The organism is Micromonospora sp. A200 (genome assembly GCF_029893845.1).
Classification (GTDB): domain Bacteria; phylum Actinomycetota; class Actinomycetes; order Mycobacteriales; family Micromonosporaceae; genus Micromonospora; species Micromonospora purpureochromogenes.
This window is the reverse complement of sequence record NZ_JARXXY010000004.1, coordinates 18,785-38,983: the sequence shown is the minus strand read 5'-3', so window position 1 is coordinate 38,983 and position 20,199 is coordinate 18,785. Positions and strand designations below refer to the sequence as shown.

17 protein-coding genes and 1 pseudogene are annotated in these 20,199 nt (G+C 74.7%); 7 read left to right on the top strand and 11 right to left on the bottom strand.

What is annotated here, in order from left to right; translation table 11 throughout:
- Positions 1–84: 84 nt before the first annotated feature.
- Together cysC and M2302_RS05335 are read right to left on the bottom strand one after the other, a co-directional pair.
- Positions 85–1,614 (bottom strand): adenylyl-sulfate kinase, encoded by a 1,530-nt coding sequence (gene cysC, locus M2302_RS05340; protein ID WP_280836868.1) that lies wholly within the window; start codon positions 1,612–1,614, stop codon positions 85–87.
- Positions 1,615–1,711: 97 nt separating this feature from the next.
- Positions 1,712–2,290, bottom strand: coding sequence for a DM13 domain-containing protein (locus M2302_RS05335; RefSeq protein ID WP_280836867.1), 579 nt, complete (start codon positions 2,288–2,290; stop codon positions 1,712–1,714).
- Between the two features lie 177 nt (positions 2,291–2,467).
- On the opposite strand from M2302_RS05335, the gene M2302_RS05330 reads away from it, so the two are divergent.
- The 4 genes from M2302_RS05330 to M2302_RS05315 are packed head-to-tail and all read left to right on the top strand — an operon-like array spanning position 2,468 to position 5,922.
- Complete coding sequence (locus tag M2302_RS05330) at positions 2,468–3,382, top strand: ABC transporter ATP-binding protein (protein WP_280836866.1); 915 nt, start codon at positions 2,468–2,470, stop codon at positions 3,380–3,382.
- Entirely contained in the window at positions 3,375–4,256 is an 882-nt protein-coding gene (locus tag M2302_RS05325; protein ID WP_280836865.1) for an ABC transporter permease subunit, read from the top strand. The genes M2302_RS05330 and M2302_RS05325 overlap by 8 nt, the downstream gene beginning before the upstream one ends.
- Positions 4,253–5,212, top strand: coding sequence for an ABC transporter ATP-binding protein (locus M2302_RS05320; RefSeq protein ID WP_280836864.1), 960 nt, complete (start codon positions 4,253–4,255; stop codon positions 5,210–5,212). The genes M2302_RS05325 and M2302_RS05320 overlap by 4 nt, the downstream gene beginning before the upstream one ends.
- Positions 5,212–5,922: an ABC transporter permease subunit gene (locus M2302_RS05315; protein ID WP_280836863.1), complete on the top strand. Its 711-nt coding sequence runs from the start codon at positions 5,212–5,214 to the stop codon at positions 5,920–5,922. The genes M2302_RS05320 and M2302_RS05315 overlap by 1 nt, the downstream gene beginning before the upstream one ends.
- 116 nt (positions 5,923–6,038) lie before the next feature.
- Here the strand turns inward: M2302_RS05315 and valS are convergent, their stop codons facing one another.
- From valS to M2302_RS05275, 8 genes are all read right to left on the bottom strand, one after another.
- The gene (gene valS, locus M2302_RS05310) at positions 6,039–8,603 is read right to left on the bottom strand and encodes a valine--tRNA ligase (protein WP_280836862.1); all 2,565 of its coding nucleotides are present in this window, start codon (positions 8,601–8,603) and stop codon (positions 6,039–6,041) included.
- 55 nt (positions 8,604–8,658) lie between these two features.
- Positions 8,659–10,206 (bottom strand): trypsin-like serine protease, encoded by a 1,548-nt coding sequence (locus M2302_RS05305; RefSeq protein WP_280836861.1) that lies wholly within the window; start codon positions 10,204–10,206, stop codon positions 8,659–8,661.
- A gap of 192 nt (positions 10,207–10,398) precedes the next feature.
- Complete coding sequence (locus M2302_RS05300) at positions 10,399–12,273, bottom strand: ABC transporter ATP-binding protein (protein WP_280836860.1); 1,875 nt, start codon at positions 12,271–12,273, stop codon at positions 10,399–10,401.
- Complete coding sequence (locus tag M2302_RS05295) at positions 12,270–14,075, bottom strand: ABC transporter ATP-binding protein (RefSeq protein ID WP_280836859.1); 1,806 nt, start codon at positions 14,073–14,075, stop codon at positions 12,270–12,272. The genes M2302_RS05300 and M2302_RS05295 overlap by 4 nt, the downstream gene beginning before the upstream one ends.
- 37 nt (positions 14,076–14,112) lie before the next feature.
- Positions 14,113–14,622, bottom strand: coding sequence for a methylated-DNA--[protein]-cysteine S-methyltransferase (locus tag M2302_RS05290; RefSeq protein WP_280836858.1), 510 nt, complete (start codon positions 14,620–14,622; stop codon positions 14,113–14,115).
- On the bottom strand, positions 14,619–16,112 hold the full coding sequence (locus M2302_RS05285) for an AlkA N-terminal domain-containing protein (protein WP_280836857.1): 1,494 nt from the start codon (positions 16,110–16,112) through the stop codon (positions 14,619–14,621). The genes M2302_RS05290 and M2302_RS05285 overlap by 4 nt, the downstream gene beginning before the upstream one ends.
- A gap of 156 nt (positions 16,113–16,268) precedes the next feature.
- Positions 16,269–16,748, bottom strand: coding sequence for a hypothetical protein (locus M2302_RS05280; protein WP_280836856.1), 480 nt, complete (start codon positions 16,746–16,748; stop codon positions 16,269–16,271).
- The gene (locus M2302_RS05275) at positions 16,745–17,254 is read right to left on the bottom strand and encodes a SigE family RNA polymerase sigma factor (RefSeq protein ID WP_280836855.1); all 510 of its coding nucleotides are present in this window, start codon (positions 17,252–17,254) and stop codon (positions 16,745–16,747) included. The genes M2302_RS05280 and M2302_RS05275 overlap by 4 nt, the downstream gene beginning before the upstream one ends.
- A 174-nt stretch (positions 17,255–17,428) precedes the next feature.
- On the opposite strand from M2302_RS05275, the gene M2302_RS05270 reads away from it, so the two are divergent.
- Positions 17,429–17,878 (top strand): hypothetical protein, encoded by a 450-nt coding sequence (locus tag M2302_RS05270; RefSeq protein WP_280836854.1) that lies wholly within the window; start codon positions 17,429–17,431, stop codon positions 17,876–17,878.
- 77 nt (positions 17,879–17,955) lie between these two features.
- On the opposite strand, the pseudogene M2302_RS05265 reads toward M2302_RS05270, so the two are convergent.
- Positions 17,956–18,777 (bottom strand): annotated as a pseudogene (locus M2302_RS05265) (EamA family transporter); the annotation flags it as partial.
- A 52-nt stretch (positions 18,778–18,829) separates the two neighbouring features.
- Here M2302_RS05265 and M2302_RS05260 point away from each other — a divergent pair.
- A complete protein-coding gene (locus M2302_RS05260) occupies positions 18,830–19,369 on the top strand; it encodes a MarR family transcriptional regulator (RefSeq protein ID WP_280836853.1) in 540 nt (179 codons plus the stop codon).
- 68 nt (positions 19,370–19,437) lie between these two features.
- Complete coding sequence (locus M2302_RS05255; protein ID WP_280836852.1) at positions 19,438–20,172, top strand: peptidase E; 735 nt, start codon at positions 19,438–19,440, stop codon at positions 20,170–20,172.
- The last annotated feature ends 27 nt before the right edge of the window (positions 20,173–20,199 follow it).

The following is a 20,199-nucleotide window of genomic DNA, read 5'->3' as shown; positions in this document are numbered from 1 at the left end:
ACTCTCACACGCGCTCAAACGTGTTCCAACAAAGATGAACACTAGCGCGCAGGGGGCAGCGACGGAAGGTGACCCTGGCGGGAATCAGGTGGACTGGAGGCGGGGCTCCACCCAGCCGGTCTCGGTGAGGTGGTGCATCACCGACAGGACCGCCTCGTCGACGGTCAGGTCGGTGGTGTCGACCACGATCTCGGCATCGGTCGGCTCCTCGTACGGGTCGTCGACGCCGGTCATCCCGGTGAGCAGGCCGGCCCGGGCCCGGGCGTACAGGCCCTTGCGGTCCCGCCGCTCGCAGACCTCCAGCGGGGTGGCCACGTGGACCAGCACGAAACCGGCCCCCGCCGCCAGCGCCATCTCCCGGGCGGTCGCCCGCGCCTGGGCGTACGGGGCGATCGGGCAGCAGATGCCCACCCCCCGGTGCCGGGCGACCTCGGCGGCAACCCAGCCGATCCGGCGGACGTTGGCGTCCCGGTCCGCCCGGCTGAAACCGAGCCCCGCCGACAGTTCCCGGCGCACCACGTCGCCGTCGAGCAGGGTCACCGTCCGATCGCCCTGCTCCCGCAGCACGTCCGCCAGCCCGCGGGCGATGGTCGACTTGCCGGAGCCGGACAGGCCGGTCAGGAAGACCACCAGGCCCCGGTGCCGCCGTGGTGGGCGGGCCCGGCTCAGCTCCTTCGCCACGGCCGGCGGGGTGTGCCACTCGGGCAGCGGGAAGCCCCGGTCCAGCAGGTCGTCGATCTCCTCCTGGCGCAGCGCCAGCCGCCGGTTGCGCGGCGGGATGTCCTCCCGCCAGCGCCACTGCCCGTCCCGGTTGTCGTAGGCCAGCTCGCGGGGGACCAGCACCCGCAGGCCGGCGCCGGAGAGCATCTCGCCGGTGGAGAGCAGGTGGGTCACCCCGTACGCGGCGGAGATCCGGGCCCGCAGCAGGGCGTCGCCGATCTCGTCGCGGCCGCGCGGCATCGGCACCGCGACCAGGGTCGCCGGGGGCATCCGGTCGCGGGCGGCGAAGACGCTGCGCACCAGGGCCTCCGGCGGCACGCCGCCGGAACCGCCCTCACCCACCGGGATCATCACCAGCAGATGGGCGCCCAGGGTACGGGCGGCGTGCGCGATCTGCGCCAGCTGCGGCCGGTGCAGGGGCCGGTCGGCGATCACGCCGAGCACCCGGCCCGGAGGCAGCAGCGCCCGAACCTCCTCCGGGTTGCGGCGCAGCCGCTGGAACGGGCCGTGCCCGCCGTCGCCGAGCCGGCGGACCGGGCCGCCCACCCCGGCCACGCCCTCGCGGGCCGCCCAGACGTCGGCGACCTCCAGCGCGGCGACCGGTGCGCCCTCGCCGTCGCTGAGCACCAGCGTGCGGCGTCCCGGGTCGGCCGGGTCCAGCCCGGCGGCCAGCGTCGCCGGCACCTGGAGGGTCACCGGCACCGGCCACGGCGTGCCGTCGGCGAGCCGACCGCGACGCTGCAGCGAGGCCAGGTCGGCGCGGGTCATGAAGCCGACCAGCGGCGCGTACGCCCCGGTCAGCAACAGCTCCAGATCGGCCAGCTCACCCGGGCGCGGCGTGTACGCCGGCGCGTCCCGAAGCACCTCGTCGGGCAGCACCCACCCGTTGCTCATCCGTACCCCTCACTCGCTGACCGGCACACAGTTTCGCAGCCGACCGGCGATCGGTCGAGAGCGCCACTCCACTGCGGCCCGGGCGGTTGGGAACGGCTCAACCGGTCGGGGTGAGCGGGGCGGCCCCGAACGAGACCGCGAACCGCTTGCACCAGATGGACACGCTGGTCAGCCCGGCCAGATCGGTGCCCGGCGGGATGTCGTACGCCTGGTCGCCACGGTTGCCCTTGAGCCGGCCCAGCTCGACCCACCGGCCGTCGTCGAAGACGTCCCAGCCGGCGGGGCCGGCGCGTACCGGCTGATCGGTCAGCCAGACCCGCAGGTCGGGGCCGTTGGAGGTGGCCAGGCCCACCAGTTCCAGCCGGTGCCGCCCGTCGCCGGCGCGGACGACCCGGGCGGTGCCTGAGGTGTCGTGCTCGTGGGTGACGAACTCTCCCCGGCTGAGCAGCGTCGGCCCCGCCGGGGTCGGCGTCGGCCCGGTCGGTCCCGCGCCCCCCGTGGGCGTGGGACCGACCGACGGCGTGGCGGCCACGTCCACGTCGGACAGCCGCTCGGCGACCCGGGTGTCGGTGACCGCCTTCCAGGGCTGGAACCACCACAGCCCGACGGCCGCCCCGGCGGCGAGCACGACGACGACGGCCCAGGTCAGCGGAGTACGCAGCAGGCGAGTGACCACGTCGTCCAGTCTGCCGGGCCGGGCCGCCCCGGTCATCGCGCCGCCGGGTTACGAAACCCTTACCGGCCGCTCGCGCCCGGGGCGCGGAATCTGGCGTGTCCCCCGGACGGGTTCTCAGGGACGACCCCGGGCGATTCCTGATACCCCCACGGGCGTCGGCTTCCTACGCTGACGGGCGTGACACTCATAGCGACCGAGTCGCTGACCAAGACGTACGGGGGTCGGATCACCGCGTTGGCCGACCTGACCGTCGCGGTGGAGCCCGGGATCATCGGTCTGGTGGGCGCGAACGGCGCCGGCAAGTCGACCCTGATCAAGATCCTGCTGGGCCTGCTCGCCCCGACCAGCGGCCGGGTCTCCGTGCTCGGCCTCGACCCGACCACCGACCCGGCGGCCGTACGGGCCCGGGTGGGTTACATGCCCGAGCACGACGCGCTGCCGCCCGACCTCACCGCCGCCGAGCTGGTCACCCACCTCGGCCGGATCAGCGGCCTGCCCCGGACGACCGCCCGCGAGCGGGCGTCCGAGGCGCTGCGGCACGTCGGCCTCTACGAGGAGCGCTACCGGCCGGTCGGCGGCTACTCGACCGGCATGAAGCAGCGGGTCAAACTGGCCCAGGCCCTGGTGCACGATCCGGACCTGCTGCTGCTCGACGAGCCGACCAACGGCCTCGACCCGGCCGGCCGGGACGACATGCTCGCGCTGGTGCACCGGATCGGCACCGAGTTCGGCATCTCGGTGCTGGTCTGCTCGCACCTGCTCGGCGAGGTGGAGCGGATCTGCGACACGCTGGTCGCCATCGACGGCGGGCGGCTGCTGCGGGCCGGCCCGATCGCCGCCATGACCTCCGCCACCGACGTGCTCGCCGTCGAGGTCAGCGAGGGTACGGACGAACTGGCCAGCCGGCTCGCCGCGCTCGACCTGCCGGTCAGCCGGGACGGGCGGATGCTGCTCGTCCCGCTCGCCGACGAGGCCACCTACGACCTGATCCTCGGCGCGGTCGCCGAGCTGGACCTGCCGCTGCACCGGCTCGACCAGCGGCGGCACCGGGTGGCCGAACTCTTCGCCACGAGGGAGCCCAGCCATGTCTGAGCCGACCGGCGTCATCCACGACATCGGCTACCAGCGCTACACCGGCCCCCGCCTCGGCCGCCGGCACGTCTTCGGCGCGCTCTACCTGCACGGCGTGCGGACCGCCTTCGGGCTGGGCCGCAGCGCCAAGGCCAAGATCTTCCCCTGGCTGGTGGTCGGCATCGTGACCATGGTGGCCGCCGGCGCCACCGCGGTCCGCAGCCAGATCGGCGAGGTGGTGATGACGTACGCCCAGTTCGCCGACTCGATGAGCTGGCTGGTCATCTTCTTCGCCGCGGTGGCGGCGCCGGAGCTGGTCTCCCGCGACCTGCGCAGTGGCGTGCTGCCGCTGTACTTCTCCCGGCCGCTGCCGCGCGGCGACTACGCCCTGGCCAAGCTGCTGGCCCTGGTCAGCGCGCTCTGGCTGCTGCTCGGCGCGCCGCAGCTGGTGATGTTCCTCGGCGCGGCGTTCACCACCGGGGACGGGATGCGCGGCGTCTGGAACGAGCTGCTCGACCTGCTGCCGGGGCTGCTCTACGCGGGCCTCTGGGCGGTCGTCTTCGCCTCGGTCGGCCTGCTGGTCGCCTCGCTCACCGGCAAGCGGGCGTTCGCGGCCGGCGGGATCGTGGCGGTCTTCCTGATGACCACCCCGATCGTCGGCACCCTGTCCATCCTGCCCTCCCGCACCGTCAACGAGCTGGCCGGGCTCGGCTCGCCGTCGACGATCGTGCAGGGGGTGGGCATCTGGTCGCTGGGCGACCTGCTGGTCTCCGAGGACCAGGGTGGACCGGACATCGGCGGCTTCGGCCCGGTCTATGCCCTCGCCGCCGTGCTGCTGGTCGCCGGCTGCGTCGCCCTGCTGCTGCTGCGATACCGGAAGGTGGCCGCCCGATGACCACGATCAGCGCCGATCCCACGGCGAGCGTCCCGACCACCGCCACCAGCACCCTCGACCTGGCCGGGGTGTCCCGCTGGTACGGCAACGTGGTGGCGGTCAACGACATCACCATGCGGCTGGGCCCCGGGGTCACCGGCCTGCTCGGCCCGAACGGCGCCGGCAAGACGACCCTGCTGCACATGATGGCCGGCTTCCTCGCCCCGTCCCGGGGCGCGGTGACCCTGGACGGCAAGCCGACCTGGCGCCACCCGGAGGTCTACCGCCGGCTCGGGCTGGTCAGCGAGCGGGAGGCGGTGTACACCTTCCTGACCGCGTACGAGTTCGTGCTGGCCAGCGCGAAGCTGCACCGGCTGCCCGACCCGGCGGCGGCAGCCCGACGGGCGATCGCCCTGGTCGAGCTGGAGGGGGCTCAGGACCGGCGGATCGGGACATACTCCAAGGGCATGCGGCAGCGCGCCCGGGTCGCCGCGGCGCTGGTGCACGACCCGCAGGTGCTGCTGCTCGACGAGCCGTTCAACGGGATGGACCCGCGCCAGCGGCTGCACATGATGGGGTTGCTGCACTCCCTCGGCGACGCGGGCCGGACGATCCTGTTCAGCTCGCACATCCTGGAGGAGGTCGAGCAGGTCTCCGGCACCGTGCAGGTGATGGTGGCCGGCCGGCTGGCCGCCTCCGGGGACTTCCGGACCATCCGCCGGCTGATGACCAACCGGCCGCACGTGTTCACCGTCCGCTCCACCGACGACCGGGCGTTGGCGGTCGCGCTGATGGCCGAGCCCTCGGTCACCGGCGTCGAGCTGGACCGCACCGGCCTGACCGTCAAGGCCGGCGAGTACGGCGCCTTCACCCGGGCGCTGCCGAAGATCGCGCTGGCCCACGGCGTCCGGGTCCGGCAGTTGCTGCCCGAGGACGAGTCCCTGGAGAGCGTCTTCTCCTACCTGGTGGAGGCCTGATGTCGACCGTTTCCTGGATCACCGCGCGCGGGCTGTTCGGCCGGCGTCGTTTCCTGATCCTGCTGCCGTTGCCGCTCCTGCTGCTCGGGCTGGCGATGCTCTGCCGGTCGCTCGGGGTGGAGCCGGCTGACTGGGGTCCGCCGGTGCTGGTCGGCCTCGGCCTGGCGGTGGTGCTGCCGGTGGTCGCCCTGATCGTGGGCACCGGCGTGCTGGGCGCCGAGATCGACGACGGCACCGTGGTGCACATCCTCACCAAGCCGCTGCCGCGCTGGCAGATCGTGCTGCCGAAGCTCGCGGTGGCCACCGTGGTCAGCGCGACCACCGTCGCCGTGCCGCTCTTCGTCGCGGGCGTGCTCGCCGATTCGGTACGCCTCGGGCTGGCCCTCGCCGCCGCCTCGGCGCTCGGCGCGCTGGCGTACTCGGCGCTGTTCCTGGCGTTGAGCCTGATCACCCGGCGGCCCGTCCTGCTCGGGCTGGTCTACGTGCTGATCTGGGAGGGGCTGCTGGGCAACTTCGTCAGCGGCACGAAGGTGCTCTCGGTGCAGCAGTGGGTGGTCGCCATGGCCGACCGGATGGCCCCCACCGACCTGCTGTCGACCACCGTCTCCGTCCCCGTCGCGGCGGTGCTGACCGGGGTCGTCGCGGTCGGCTTCACCGTCCTGGCGATCGACCGCCTCCGCTCCTTCTCCATGGCCGGCGAAACCAGCTGACCCCACCCACCCCCACGCCCACCCCGGGATGCAGTTTCAGAGAAAGAGTGGCCTCAGCGCGCTGAATGGCCACTCTTTCTCTGAAACTGCGCGCATCTCGGGGGTGGGGGTGGGGGTTAGAAGGCGCAGGCGATGACGAGTTCGGGGGTGCGGTCGGGGAGGAGGTCGAGTTTGGCGATGCGGCCGGCGGCGCGGAGGTCGTCGGCGATGAGGGTGAGCTGCTCCAGCAGGGCGGCGGGGCCGAGCGCCTCGGCCAGCGGCACCTCCGCCTTCATCGACAGCTTCCGTTCCGACTTGGCCCGGCGCACCTGGCCGAGCGCGTCCCCGGCCAGCCGCAGCAGGTGCGGGTCGGCGGTGCCCTCGACCGCCCGCCCCACCTCGTACGTGGTCGGCCAGGTGGCCCGGTGCACCGAGCCGTACCGCCACCAGGACCAGACCTCCTCGGCCACGTACGGCAGGACCGGGGCGAAGAGCCGCAACTGCACCGACAGCGCGGTGGCCAGCGCCGCCCGTGCCGACTCGGCACCCGGCCCGGAGCCGTAGGCGCGCTCCTTCACCAACTCGATGTAGTCGTCGCAGAACCGCCAGAAGAACGCCTCGGTGACCTGGAGCGCCGCCGTGTGGTCGTACGAGTCGAAGGCGGACGTCGCGGCGGCGACCACGCCGGAGAGTTCGGCGAGCATGGCGGTGTCCAGCGGAGCGGTCGCCGGGGCGCGCAACGCGTCCGCGGCGCCCAGCCCCAGGGCGAACCGGGAGGCGTTGAGCAGCTTGGTGGCGAGCCGCCGGCCCACCTTGATCTGCGCCGGGTCGAAGGCCAGGTCCATGCCGGGCTTGCCGTTGGCCGCCCAGTACCGCACCGCGTCGGAGCCGTGCTGCTCCAGCAGCGCCATCGGGGTGACCACGTTCCCCTTGGACTTGGACATCTTCTTCCGGTCCGGGTCGAGGATCCAGCCGGAGAGCACCGCGTCCCGCCAGGGCAGCACGCCGTGCTCCAGGTGGGCACGGACCACCGTGGAGAAGAGCCAGGTCCGGATGATCTCCTGCCCCTGCGGGCGCAGGTCCATCGGGAAGACCCGGCTGAACAGGTCCGGGTCGGTCTCCCACCCGCCGACGATCTGCGGGGTCAGCGAGGAGGTCGCCCAGGTGTCCAGCACGTCCGGGTCGCCGACGAAGCCGCCCGGCAGCCCGCGCTGCGACTCCTCGAAACCGGGGGCCGGATCGCTGGACGGATCGACCGGCAACATCGCCTCGTCCGGTGTGAGAGGGTGGGACAAGTCCGGCTCGCCAACGTCGTCGAGCCGGTACCACACCGGCACCGGCACCCCGAAGAAGCGCTGCCGACTGACCAGCCAATCACCGGTCAGCCCGCCCACCCAGTGGTCGTACCGGTGCTTCATGTGCTCCGGCACCCAGCGCAGCTCGCCGCCCCGGGCCAGCAGCTGCTCCCGCAGGCCGGCGTCCCGTCCGCCGTTGCGCAGGTACCACTGGCGGGTCGAGACGATCTCCAGTGGCCGGTCGCCGCGCTCGTAGAACTTCACCGGGTGGGTGATCGCGCGCGGCTCGCCGACCAGGTCACCGGCGTCGGCCAGCAGCTGCACCATCGTCCGCCGGGCCCCGTTGACGGTCTGCCCGGCCAGGGCGGCGTACGGCTCGGCCGGCACCCCCTGCGGCGGCTCCGGCAGCAGCCGGCCGTCCCGGCCGATCACCACCCGGGTGTCCAGCTGCAGCTCCCGCCACCAGGTCACGTCCGTCAGGTCGCCAAAGGTGCAGACCATGGCGATGCCAGTGCCCTTGGCCGGGTCCGCCAGCGGGTGGGCGCGCACCGGCACCTCGACCGCGAAGAGCGGGCTGCGCACCGAGCGGCCCACCAGGTCCGCGTACCGCTCGTCGTCGGGGTGGCAGACCAGCGCCACGCAGGCCGGCAGCAGCTCCGGCCGGGTGGTGTCGATCAGCACCTCGCGCCCGCCCGGCCCGGTGAACCGGAGCCGGTGGTACGCCCCGGGCCGCTCCCGGTCCTCCAGTTCCGCCTGGGCCACCGCGGTGGCGAAGCCGACGTCCCAGAGCGTCGGCGCCTCCGCTTGGTACGCCTCGCCCCGGGCCAGGTTGCGCAGGAACGCCCGCTGGCTCGTCGCCCGCGCCACCCGCCCGATCGTCGTGTACGTCAGCGACCAGTCCACCGACAGCCCGAGCCGCCGCCACAGCGCCTCGAAGATCTGCTCGTCGGCGGCGGTCAGCCGCTCGCACAGCGCCACGAAGTTGCGCCGGTCGATCGGCGTCGGGTCCTTCCGCCGCTCCTCGCTCACCGGCGTCGCCGGCGGTTGCCAGTGCGGGTCGTACGGCAGCGACGGGTCGCAGCGCACCCCGTACACGTTCTGCACCCGGCGCTCGGTGGGCAGGCCGTTGTCGTCCCAGCCCATCGGGTAGAAGACCGTCCGGCCGCGCATCCGCTGGAAGCGGGCCACCATGTCGGTGTGCGTGTACGAGAAGACGTGCCCCATGTGCAGCTCGCCCGATACGGTCGGCGGCGGCGTGTCGATCGCGTACACGTCCGACCGCTCTTTTGAGCGGTCGAACGCGTACGTGCCCTCCTCCTGCCAGTGGCGCGCCCAGGTCTCCTCGAGCCCGTCCAGGGTCGGACGCTCGGGGACGCCGGCGCGGGCCGTCCTCGCCGTATCAGTCATCGGTCGATCGTAGGCAGCCCACGTCGACCTGCCCACGGCTTATCCGGGGTGTCGCCTAACGGTTCGAGGAGCCGATCGGGTTGAGCAGCGGGCCGCGGGTGGCGAGCTGGATGCCGAGGCCGGTGTTGGCGTTCACCCGGTCCAGGATGGTGGAGACCGGCATGTAGTAGTTCTGCTCGTTCGGGTTCGTGCAGGCGCCGCTGCCCGGGTCCCCGTCGTTCAGGATGCCGAGCGCCCGGCCGTCGGACTCGGTGAAGAGCGGGCCGCCGCTGTCACCGGGGCGGGCGCAGACCCGCACGTTGATACGGCCGTTGGTCTTGCTGGTGACCGTGCCGCAGCGGGTGCCCGGGACGTAACCGGCGCCCGCTCCCGAGTCGACGTACACCTCGCCCGCCTTCGGCGTGTACGCCGATCCGGTCGCGCAGACGACCCAACCGATCTGCACCGCGCTGTAGGCGGTGTACCCGGTGATCTTCACGTCGTGGCTGCCCTTGGTGGCGCAGGCCGGGGCCGGGTTGCCCGTCACGCACCAGTAGTTGACCAGGCTGGCCTGGTCACCGCCGCTCCGCCGCGGGTACGCCCACCGGTTGATCGCGCCGTCCTGGTACGGGATCACCGCGTAGTCGTAGGTGGGGGTGTTCTCGGCGAGCACCGGGCTGGTGGACTCCACGCCGACCGGCACCTTGGGCCCGAGGAACTGGTGCCAGGTCCGGTCGACCTCCTGGTGCCGCCCGCCGACCACGCAGTGCCCGGCGGTCAGCACGTAGTACCGCCCGGACCGCGCCCGCAGGTTGAAGCCGCTGGTGCAGCCGCCGACCGTGTCGTCGTCCCGGGGCACGTCCAGCCGGATGCCGCCACGCATCGGCGCCTGGGCGCAGTAGCGCGGGTCGCACGACTTCTGGATCGAGGGCGGAAGCTGCCGGGTCCGGGCCGGCACCCCGGCGGACTCAAGCGCGCCGGCCAGCCGGGCGTCGTCCGCCGCGACCGCGCCGCCGGTGAGGACCAGGACCTCGTTGGCCTGCTCGTCGACCACCACGTCGGTGCCGGCGGTCACGCCGAGCGCGCCGGCCACGCGGGCCGCCGCCTCGGTGAGCTCGCGCAGCGAGTGGCGCACCGGGACGACCTTTACGTGGGTGGCGTCCGGCACCCCGGCGACCGCCTTCGCGACCGGGGCCGGGTCGGTGGCCGCGATGGTCAGGACGCCGCCGCCGGCCTGGTCCAGCCACATGCCGGCGTACTCGGCGGGGTAGCTCGCGGCGAGCGTGGTCGCGAGCGGCGCGGAAAGCTCCTGGAGGGCGACCCGGCGGGCCGCCTCGTCCTGGCTGACCCGGTAGCGGTCGCTCAGGTAGGCCACCGAGGCCGGCGCGTCCTTCGCCACCTCAACGGCGGGCCGCCCGACCGCGGTGACCGGCCGGGCGTCCGACGTGGAGCGCGTCGCCCCGGCCCGGCTGCCGATGCCGCTGTCCGCGCTGGGCGGCGTGTCCGCCGGGGCGGCCCCGGTCGTCGCCGACAGGTCGCCGGCCGCCGAGACGGCGGTCGGTGTGGCACCGGCGTCGCCCTCCCTGGTCAGCGCGACAGTCCCCGCGCCCACCGTGCTGATCACCAATGCCGCCGCGACAACCACTCGTCGTCGGATCCGCACGCCGCAACCTCCCCGTGTGTCGGCTGTGCCTGACCGGTCCCACCGGACGTCGCCCTCGGGCGATCGCCGGGCCGATCGACGCCCGGCAGTCTAGCCGGGCGACGAGTACCCGGGTTGCCCGCGTCGTCGCGACAGCGCCCGGGGACCGGCGGTTCAGACCAGCGAGTCGCGCCACTGCCGGTGCAGGGCGGCGTACCGGCCACCGGCGGCGGCGAGCCGCGCGGGCGGTCCGTCCTCCACCACCCGACACCCGTCGAGGACCAGCACCCGGTCGGCGGTCTCGACCGTGGAGAGCCGGTGCGCGATCACCAGCGCGGTGCGGTCGCGCAGCACGGTGGCGAGCGCCCGCTGCACCAGCCGCTCGGTCGGCACGTCCAGCGACGAGGTCGCCTCGTCGAGGATCAGCACCCGCGGGTCGGCCAGGAACGCCCGGGCGAACGCGACGAGCTGCCGCTGCCCGGCGGAGAGCCGGCCGCCGCGCCGGTGCACCTCGGTGGCGTACCCGTCGGGGAGCGCGGCGATGAAGTCGTGCGCGCCGATCGCCCGCGCGGCGGCCTGCACCGCCGCGTCGTCGGCGCCGGGGCGGCCGAACCGGATGTTCTCCGCCACCGTGCCGTTGAACAAGTGGTTCTCCTGGGTCACCAGCACCACCGCGCGGCGCAGTTCCGGGTCGGCCAGGTCGCGCAGGTCGATCCCGTCCAGCTCCACGCTCCCGCTGTCCGGGTCGTGGAAGCGGGCCAGCAGCTTGGCGACGGTGGACTTGCCCGCCCCGGTCGGCCCGATCAGCGCGACCGTCTGCCCGGCCGGCACCCGCAGGTCCAGGCCGACCAGGATCGGCGTGCCCGGCCGGTAGCCGAAGGAGACCGACCGGAACGCCACCGCCCCGCGTCCCGACCCGGTGGGCAACGGCACCGGCTGCGCCGGTTCGGGTACGCCGGGCCGCTCGTCGAGCACCCCGGCCAGCTTCTCCAGCGCCGCCGTCGCCGACTGCAACGAGTTGTAGAACTGGCTCAGCTCCTGCATCGGCTCGAAGAAGCGGCGCAGGTAGAGCAGGAAGGCGGCGAGCACCCCCACCTCCGTCGCGCCGCCGAGCACTCGCCAGCCGCCGTACCCGAGCACCACCGCGACGCTGACGTTGCCGATCACCTTGATCCCCGGCGAGTACGTGGCGATCAGCCGGAACGCCCGCAGGTTGGCCCGCCGGTACCCGTCGTTGACCGCCCCGAAGATCTGCTGGTTGCGCGGTTCCCGGCGGTACGCCTGCACGGCGCGGATGCCCCGCAGCGACTCCACGAAGTGCACGATGACCAGCGCCACCGCCTCCCGGCTGCGCCGGTACGCGTCGGCCGACGCGCGGGCGAACCAGCGCGACAGCAGGTAGAGGAACGGGAAGGCGAGCAGGGTGACCGCGGCCAGCGGCAGGTCCAGCCAGAGCAGGATGGCGGCCACGGAGAGCACCGTCAGGGCGGCGGTCACCAGGCTGTCGACGCCGCCGTCGACCAACTCGGCGATGGACTCCAGGTCGCTGGTCAGCCGGGACACCACCCGGCCGGAGGTGTAGCGCTCGTGGAAGCCGACGGAGAGGCGCAGGAAGTGCCCGTACACCCGCCGGCGCAGCTCCAGCAGGACGGCCTGGCCGATCCGCGCGGAGAGGGTGAGGAAGCCGCGCCGGGCCGCGTACTCGGTCAGGGCCGCGACCACGAAGGCACCGGCGACGGCGGCCAGCGGGCGCGCGTCGCCGGCCCGCAGCGGCGTGATGGCCCGGTCGATGCCGAGCATGACCAGGTACGGCCCGGACATGGCGGCCGCGTTCTGCGCCAGCAGCAGGCCCACCGCCAGGCCCAGCCGGCCGCGGTGCGGGCGCAGCAGCTCGCCCAGCAGCACCCGGCTGCGGGCGCGCAGCCGGGCCACCGCCTCGGGTGCGGTGTCCTCGGCGCGGCTGCGGTCGGCGTCCGGGTCGGTGGCCAGCCCCCGCCAGCGGGACTCCTCGGGTGGCTCGGCCCGCTGCCGGGGCAGCCGGAGTGTCATGAGTGCACCAGACCGGGCGCGGAGTTCGGCTCCGCGGAGAGCACCGCCCGGTACGCCGGCACGGTGGCGAGCAGCTCGGAGTGCCGGCCCACCGCGGCGATCCGGCCCCCGTCGAGCAGCGCCACCCGGTCGGCCAGCGCGACGGTCGACGGGCGGTGCACCACCAGCAGCGCCGTGGTGTCCCGCAGCACCCGTCTCAGCGCCGCCTCGACCAGCGCCTCGGTGTGCACGTCCAGGGCGGAGAGCGGGTCGTCCAGCACGAGCAGCGCGGGCCGGCCGAGCACCGCCCGGGCCAGCGCGAGCCGTTGCCGCTGCCCGCCGGAGAGCGACAGTCCCTGCTCGCCGACCCGGGTCGCCAGCCCCCACGGCAGGTCGTACGCGAAGTCGGCCTGGGCCAGCGCCAGCGCGGCCCGGACCTCCTCCTCGTCGGCGTCCGGGCGGCCCAGGGTGAGGTTCTCCCAGACCGACATGGAGAAGAGCGTCGGCTCCTCGAAGGCCACCCCGACCAGCCGGCGCAGCGAGGCCAGCCGCAGGTCGCGCAGGTCGTGCCCGTCCAGCGTGATCCGCCCGCCGGTCACCTCGTGCAGCCGGGGCACCAGGGAGAGCAGGGTGCTCTTGCCGGTGCCGGTCGCGCCCACCAGCGCCAGCGTCTCGCCCGGCTCCACGGTCAGCTCGATCTCCCGCAACACCGGCTCGGGGGCGCCGGGATAGTGGAACGAGACGCCCTCGAAGCACAGCCGGCCCCGCACCGCCGCCGGGGCGAGCGTGACCGCGTGCGGCGCGTCCACGATGGACGGCGGGATGTCCAGCACCTCCTGGATCCGGTCGGCCGCGGTCGCCGCCTCCTGCGCGTTCGCGATGATCCAGCCCAGCGACTGCACCGGCCAGATCAGCATCAGTTGCAGGCTGACGAAGGCGACCAGCTCGCCGATGGTGAGGGTGCCCCGGGCGGCGAGCGCCGCCCCGCAGACCAGCACCACGCCGAGGGTCAGGTTGGGCACCAGGTCGAACAGCGCGGAGGTACGGGCCAGCAGCCGGGCCTTGTCGACGCCGGTGTCGTGCAGCGCGCGGGCCCGCTCGCCGAACCGGGCAGCCAGTTCCGGCCCCCGCCCGTACGCCTTCATGGTGCGCAGGCCCTGCGCGGTCTCCTCGACCAGGGTGGCCACGTCGCCCTGCTGGTCCTGCATCCGGCGGGACGCGGCGTGGTAGTGCCGGGCGAACCGGCGACTGATCAAAAACAGCGGCACCGCGCTGGCCGCCACCAGCAGGCCCAGCGGGCCGTGCAGCCGGATCAGCAGGGCCACCACCGCGAGGTAGGTGACCAGGTTGAGCACCAGGAAGAGCAGGCCGAAGGAGAGGAACCGGCGGATCACCGACAGGTCGCTGGTGATCCGGGAGAGCAGCTGGCCGGACTGCCACCGGTCGTGGAAGCTGGCCGGGAGCCGTTGCAGGTGGGCGTAGAGGTCGGCGCGGATGGCCGACTCCATGCCCACCGAGGAGGAGGACTGGGTCCACCGCCGGATGAAGATCAGCACCGCCTCGGCGAGCCCGAGCAGCAGGGCCAGGCCGCCGAGGCGGAGCAGCCCGTCGGCGTCGTGCCGGGCGATCGGGCCGTCGACCACCCGCTGCACCACCAGCGGCACCGCCAGGCTGGCCGCGGTGGCGGCCAGCGCCGCGAGCAGCAGCCAGCAGTACTCGCCCGCGTACGGGCGCAGGTAGGGGCTCAGTCGCCGGAGGTTGTGCAGCGGGCGCGGGTGGACCTGCACCGGTGTGGCGGGGTCGCCGTCACGCTGCGCAGGCACTACCCGACCGTAGCGTCAAATGGGAGCGGTGCCGGTGTCAGCTTGCCGTCAACCCCCGCTCATGCCCGAGAAGCCACTTCTTCACGTCCAGCCCCCAGCGGTAGCCGCCGAGGGTCCCGTCGGTGCGCAGCACCCGGTGGCAGGGGACGAAGAGGGCCGCGGCGTTGCGGGCGCAGGCGGCGGCCGCCGCCCGTACGGCGGCCGGCCGGCCGGCGAGCCCGGCGAACCCGGTGTACGTCACCGGTTCGCCCGGCTTCACCTCGCGCAGCACGTCCCAGGCGTGGGTCATGAACGCCCCGCCGCTGTGCTGCCGCACCGGCACCCCGTCGATGGCCGCCAGGTCGCCGTCCAGGTAGGACCGGACGGCGACGGTGACGGGGCCGAGGTCGGCGCGGTGCCGCAGCGCCCCGCGCAGGCTCGGGTGCACCAGCGGGAGCAGGTTCTCCGGGGCCGGGGTGAAGCCGGCCGCCCGGACGGCCCCGTCCGGGCCGGCCAGGATGCTCAGCGGGCCGGCCGGGGTGTCGATGACGGTGCTGTCGATGCTCATGCTGCTCTCCAGAGTCGGATCACCGCGTACGAGCGCCAGGGGCGCCAGCGTTCGGCGTGGGTGTCGAGGGTCTTCGGGTCGGTGGGCAGGCCGAGGGCGGCGGCGCCCCGGCGTACCGCCAGGTCGGTGGGGAGCAGGACGTCCGGGTCGCCGAGGGCGCGCATGGCCACGTAGCCGGCGGTCCACGGCCCGATCCCGGGCACGGCGGTCAGTCGCCGGACCACCTCCTCCCGGTCCCCGCCCGGGTCGAGGTCGATCTCGCCGGAGGCGACGGCCCGGGCCAGCGCCCGCACCGTCTCCCGCCGCCCCGCCGGCATCCCGAACGCCGAGTCCGGCAACCCCGCCACCTCCTCCGCCCGGAGGAACCCCCGCAGCCCCGGCCGATCATGAGGTGGACCGGGGTTCTGGAACTCCACATCACCGTCGACCTCGTGATCGACGGAGGGCTGCGGGACGGGGGCGGCGGTGAGGAGGCGGGTGAGGGTGGTGCGGGCGGAGCGGACGGAGACCTGCTGGCCGATCACGGCGCGCAGGGCCGCCTCGAAGCCGTCCACCGCGCGGGGCAGGCGGATGCCGGGCTCAGCCGCCACCGCGGCGGCCAGGGCCGGGTCGGCGGCCAGGGTCTCGTCGATGGCCTGCGGGTCCGCGTCGAGGTCGAGCAGCCGGCGGCAGCGGGCCACCGCGGGGGCCAGGTCGCGCATGTCGGCCAGGCGCAGGGTCGCCGAGACGTGACCGGCCGCCGGGGTCAGCGCCACCTCCGCGGCGCCGTGCGGCAGTCGCAACCCCCGGCGGTACGTCCCGTCGCGTACCTCCTCCACGCCCGGCAGCGCGCGGACCGCGAGGAAGTCCAGCAGCGCGGCGGCGTGCAGCGGTGGCCGGTACGCCAGCCGCAGCGTGATCGTCCCCGCGCCGCCCGCCACCGGCCGGCCGCCCCGCGCCACCCGCAGCTCCGACGGGGCGGTGCCGAAGACCTCGCGGACCGTGTCGTTGAACTGCCGGACGCTGCCGAACCCGGCCGCGAAGGCGATCTCCGCCATGCCCAGCCCGGTCGTCTCGATCAGGGTGCGGGCGGTCTGCGCCCGCTGGGCCCGGGCCAGCGCCAGCGGGCCGGCGCCCAACTCGGCGCGGAGCATCCGGTGCAGGTGCCGCTCGGTGTAGCCGAGCCGGGTGGCCAGCCCCGGTACGCCGTCCCGGTCGACCACCCCGTCGGCGATCAGCCGGACGGCGCGGCCCACCACGTCGGCCCGGACGTCCCACTGCGGCGAGCCGGGCGCCGCGTCCGGGCGGCAGCGGCGGCAGGCGCGCAGTCCGGCGCCCTGCGCGGCTGCGGCCGACGGGAAGAACCGGACGTTCTGCCGCTTCGGCGTCATCGCCGGGCAGGACGGCCGGCAGTAGATCCCGGTCGACGTGACGCCGGTGTAGAACCAGCCGTCGAAGCGCTGGTCACGGCTGTCCACGGCCCGGTAGCACCGTTCGAAGTCCAACTCCACGCCACCGATGATGCCCGCTGGTCAGGCCGATGGCTCGCGGGAATCGGACCTGGGCGTGGCGACGCCCGACACCCCGGCCGGGAGTCGGCCGGGGCGCATGGCGCATCCCGTTCGCGCCCCCGGCGCAGGTTCGACCGGGAGCGCACTCGCGGGGGGTCAGCGCGGGGACGGGGTGGGGCCCGGCGTCCGGGTGCCGATCGGGCTCGGCACCCCCGGCGGTTGGGGCGCGCCGGGGTGCGCCGGGCTGGCCGCCGGCGGTTCCGACGGCACGGCTCTGGCGGGGCTGGGGACGCCCGGCGGCGGGGGCGTCTGCGGAGCGGTCGGGCTGGGCAGCGGTGGCCGGGGCGCGGGTGTCGGGTCGGAGCTGGGGGAGGGGACCGGCTCGGCCGAGCGCGGTGACGGGGTCGGGGCGGTGGGAGCGGCCGGGCGCGGGGCGTCCGAGCCGGCCTGGGCGATGGCGAGCGGGGCGGCGATCAGGACGGCGGCGAGCGTGCCCACCGCGCCCATGGTCACCGTGGCGCGGCGTCGGGTCCGGGCTCGTCGTTCCGCCGGCGGCAACTGGTCCTGCACTGTCGGGGCCTCCTCGGCAAGGTCGGTCAGGGTGTCGCGGATCAGGTCTTCGAGGGGGGACGTCATCGCCGTACCTCCAGGAGTTCGACATCCGGCAGGAGCTCGCGCAGCCGGGAGACGGCGCGATGGGTACGGCTGCGGACGGTGCCGACCGAGCAGCCCAGCACCTGGGCCACCTGGGTCTCGGTGAGGTCCTCGTAGTAGCGCAGGACCACCACGGTCCGCTGCGCCGGCGGCAGGTGCCGCAGCGCCGCCCGCATCGCCAGCCGCAGGTCGGTGCCGCCGCTGGGATCGGCGGCGGGCACCTCGTGCGCGCCGGTGAGCAGCGACTCCCGGTACCGGCGCAGCCGCCGCCACCAGCTCACCTGCTCCCGGTACATGACCGCGCGCAGGTAGCCCTCGGGGTCGGCGTTGCGCAGCGTCCGCCAGCGCGGGATCGTCCGCGCCAGCGCCGACTGGACCAGATCCTCCGCCGCGTGCCGGTCGCCGGTGAGCAGGTACGCGACCCGCATCAGCGCCGGCGTACGGCTCGCCACGAACTCGGCCAGCCGGGCCCGTTCGTCCTCGTCCACGCATCCTCCCCGGTCCGCTCCTACCGATACAGACGCCGCAGCTCGGGCCAGCTATCCGTTGCGTGGCAAGGAATCGCACGCGAGAAATTGTCGGTAGTGGTCGGTAAGGTCCGGCCACCAACTCAAGAAGGGTGCGGGGGCGATGGCGAGCGTGGCCGGGCGGGGTGCCCGCTGATGCGGTCGGGGCGGGCACGGCTCGACCGCGCGGTGGTGCAGGGCTTCTACGACCGGATGCGGGCGGTGGCGCCGGCGGCGTACGGGGCGATCGAGCGGGACCGGGTCGGTGAGCCGGGGCGCCCCTTCTGGGAGACGGCGTGCGGCCGGCTCGCCGCGTCGCTGGATCCGGCCGGCGTGCGGGCGCTGGGCATGTGGGCGCACCACTGGTGCATGCGCTTCTACGACGACGACACCCGCCCGGGGCTGCGGCTGGTTCGCGAGATCGCCGGCCGGCGCGGGCTGGGCTGGACGGCCGACGAGGTGCGCTGGATGCTCGGCGAGTCGTACGCGGCCGGCCCGTCCGCCGCGCACCGGTTCACCCTGCCGCTGGCCGCGGCGGCCGAGCTGCCCACCGGGGCGCTGCCGGAGGCCGACGCCCTCGGGGCGGACTGGCGCCTGGCCGGCTGACCCGCCCCGCCGAGGCGGCCGACGGGTCCGGGCGCCGCGCCACCAGGGCGGGCGGGCAGTTGCGCCACCACCATCGCCGCCACCGCCAGCGCGAAGCCGGTGAGCTGGGTCGGGCTCAGCGCCTGGTCCAGCACGATCCAGCCCAAGGCGGCGGCGGTCAGCGGGCTCAGCGCGCCGAGCACGGAGACCTGCGTCAACGGCAGCCGCGCCGCGCCCCGGAACCACAGCACGTACGCCAGCGCGGTGCCGACCAGCCCGAGCCAGGCGTACCCGAGCAGGGCCGGGCCGTCCGGGGCCGGCGGCGCGCCCTCGACCGCGACGGCGACCGGCGTGACCAGCAGGCCGCCGGCGGTGAGCTGCCAGCTCGTCGCGGCGAGGGTGCTGATCCCGGCCGGGCGGCCCCAGCGGCGGGTGAGCACCAGCCCGGTGGCCATCGCGGCGGTGCCGGCCAGGCCGGCGGCCACGCCGAGCGGGTCGGTGCCGGCGTCCGGCCGGAGCACGACCAGCGCGACGCCCAGCGGGGCGGCCACGGCGGCCAGCAGGGCGAGCCGGTGCGGCCGGTCCCGCAGCACCAGCACGGTGAGGCCGGCGACGAGCAGCGGCTGGGCGGCGCCGAGCACGGCGGCGGTGCCGCCCGGCAGCCGGTACGCCGCGAGGAAGAGCAGCGGAAAGAACGCGCCGATGTTCAGCGCCCCGAGCAGGGCGGCCCGCCACCACCAGGAGCCGTGCGGCCGGCGGCGGGTCAACGCGAGCAGCAGCAGCCCGGCGGGCAGGGCCCGCAGCGCGCCGGACCAGAGCGGCCGGTCCGGCGGCAGCAGCTCGGACGTGACCAGGTAGGTGGTGCCCCAGACGGTGGGCGCGAGGGCGGTCAACGCGATGTCGGTGCGGCGACGGCTCATCGGGCACTCGATTCCCTTTGCAGTAAGTAGCTTAGTACTAAGCTAATCACCCGTGAGCGAAAAGCGGAAGGGCGACGTGGGGCACAATCCGGGGGTGACCGACCGGGACGACGTCGACCTCATCGTCGAGCAGTGGCGCCGCGAGCGCGCCGGGATGCGGCCCGAGCCGATGGCGGTCTTCGGCCGGATCTACCGGCTGGCCCGGATCGTCGGCGACGCGCAGGAGCGGGTCTACGCCGACTGGGGCATCGGCCGGGGCGAGTTCGACGTGCTGGCCGCGCTGCGCCGCAGCGGCGAGCCGTACACGCTGGCGCCGAAGGAGCTGGCCGCCGCGCTGATGCTCACCTCGGGCGGGATGACCGGCCGACTCGACCGGCTGGAACGGGCCGGGCTGCTGCGCCGCGCGCCCGACCCCGCCGACCGGCGGGGCCTGCGGGTGACCCTGACCGACAGCGGCCGGCGCGCGGTCGAGGAGGCCGCCGAGGCGGGCCTGGCGGTGCAGCGACGGATCCTCGACGCGCTGCCCCCGGCGGACCAGACCCGCCTGGGCGACCTGCTGCGCGCGCTGCTCGCCGCCGCCGAAGCGGGCTGACCGGGCCGACGGCCGGGCCGGCGATGACGCAGGATGGGGGCGTCACCCGCCCGACGGAAGGATCATCCGTGCCCGCCAGCGAACCCACCATCGTCGCGACCAGCATGGGCTTCAGCAGCCGGGACCGTGGCCCCTGGGACGCGAAGCCCGGGCCGGTCTTCGACCTGATGGCCGAGCTGGCCGGGGCCGACGAGCCGAAGATCTGCTACCTCAACCAGGCGGTCGGCGACCAGCCGACCGCGTTCACCGTCTTCTACGGCGCCTTCGCCGGCACCCGGTTCCGCCCCTCCCACCTGGCGCTGTTCCCGATGCCGACCGTCGACGACATCCGCGCCCACCTGCTCGCCCAGGACATCATCTGGGTCGGTGGCGGCAGCGTCGCCAACCTCTGCGCCGTCTGGCGGGTGCACGGCCTGCCGGAGATCCTGCGCGAGTGCTGGGAGGCCGGCATGGTGCTCGGCGGCGTCTCCGCCGGTTCGATCTGCTGGCACGTCGGCGGTGCCACCGACAGCTTCGGCCGCACGCTGCGCGCCTTCACCGACGGGCTCGGGTGGCTGCCGTACGGCAACGGGGTGCACTACGACAGCGAGGAGCAGCGCCGCCCGCTGATGCACCGGCTGGTCGGCGACGGCACCCTGCCGGTCAGCCACTGCACCGACGACGGGGTGGGGCTGGTCTACCGGGGTACCCGGCTGGCCGAGGCGGTCGCCGACCGCGAGGGCGTCGCCGCGTACGAGCTGACCCCGGACGGCGCGGGCGGCGCCCGGGAGACCCGGATCGAACCCCGGCTGCTCACCGCCTGAGCGCCGGTCGCCGGCCCCTTCGGGTAC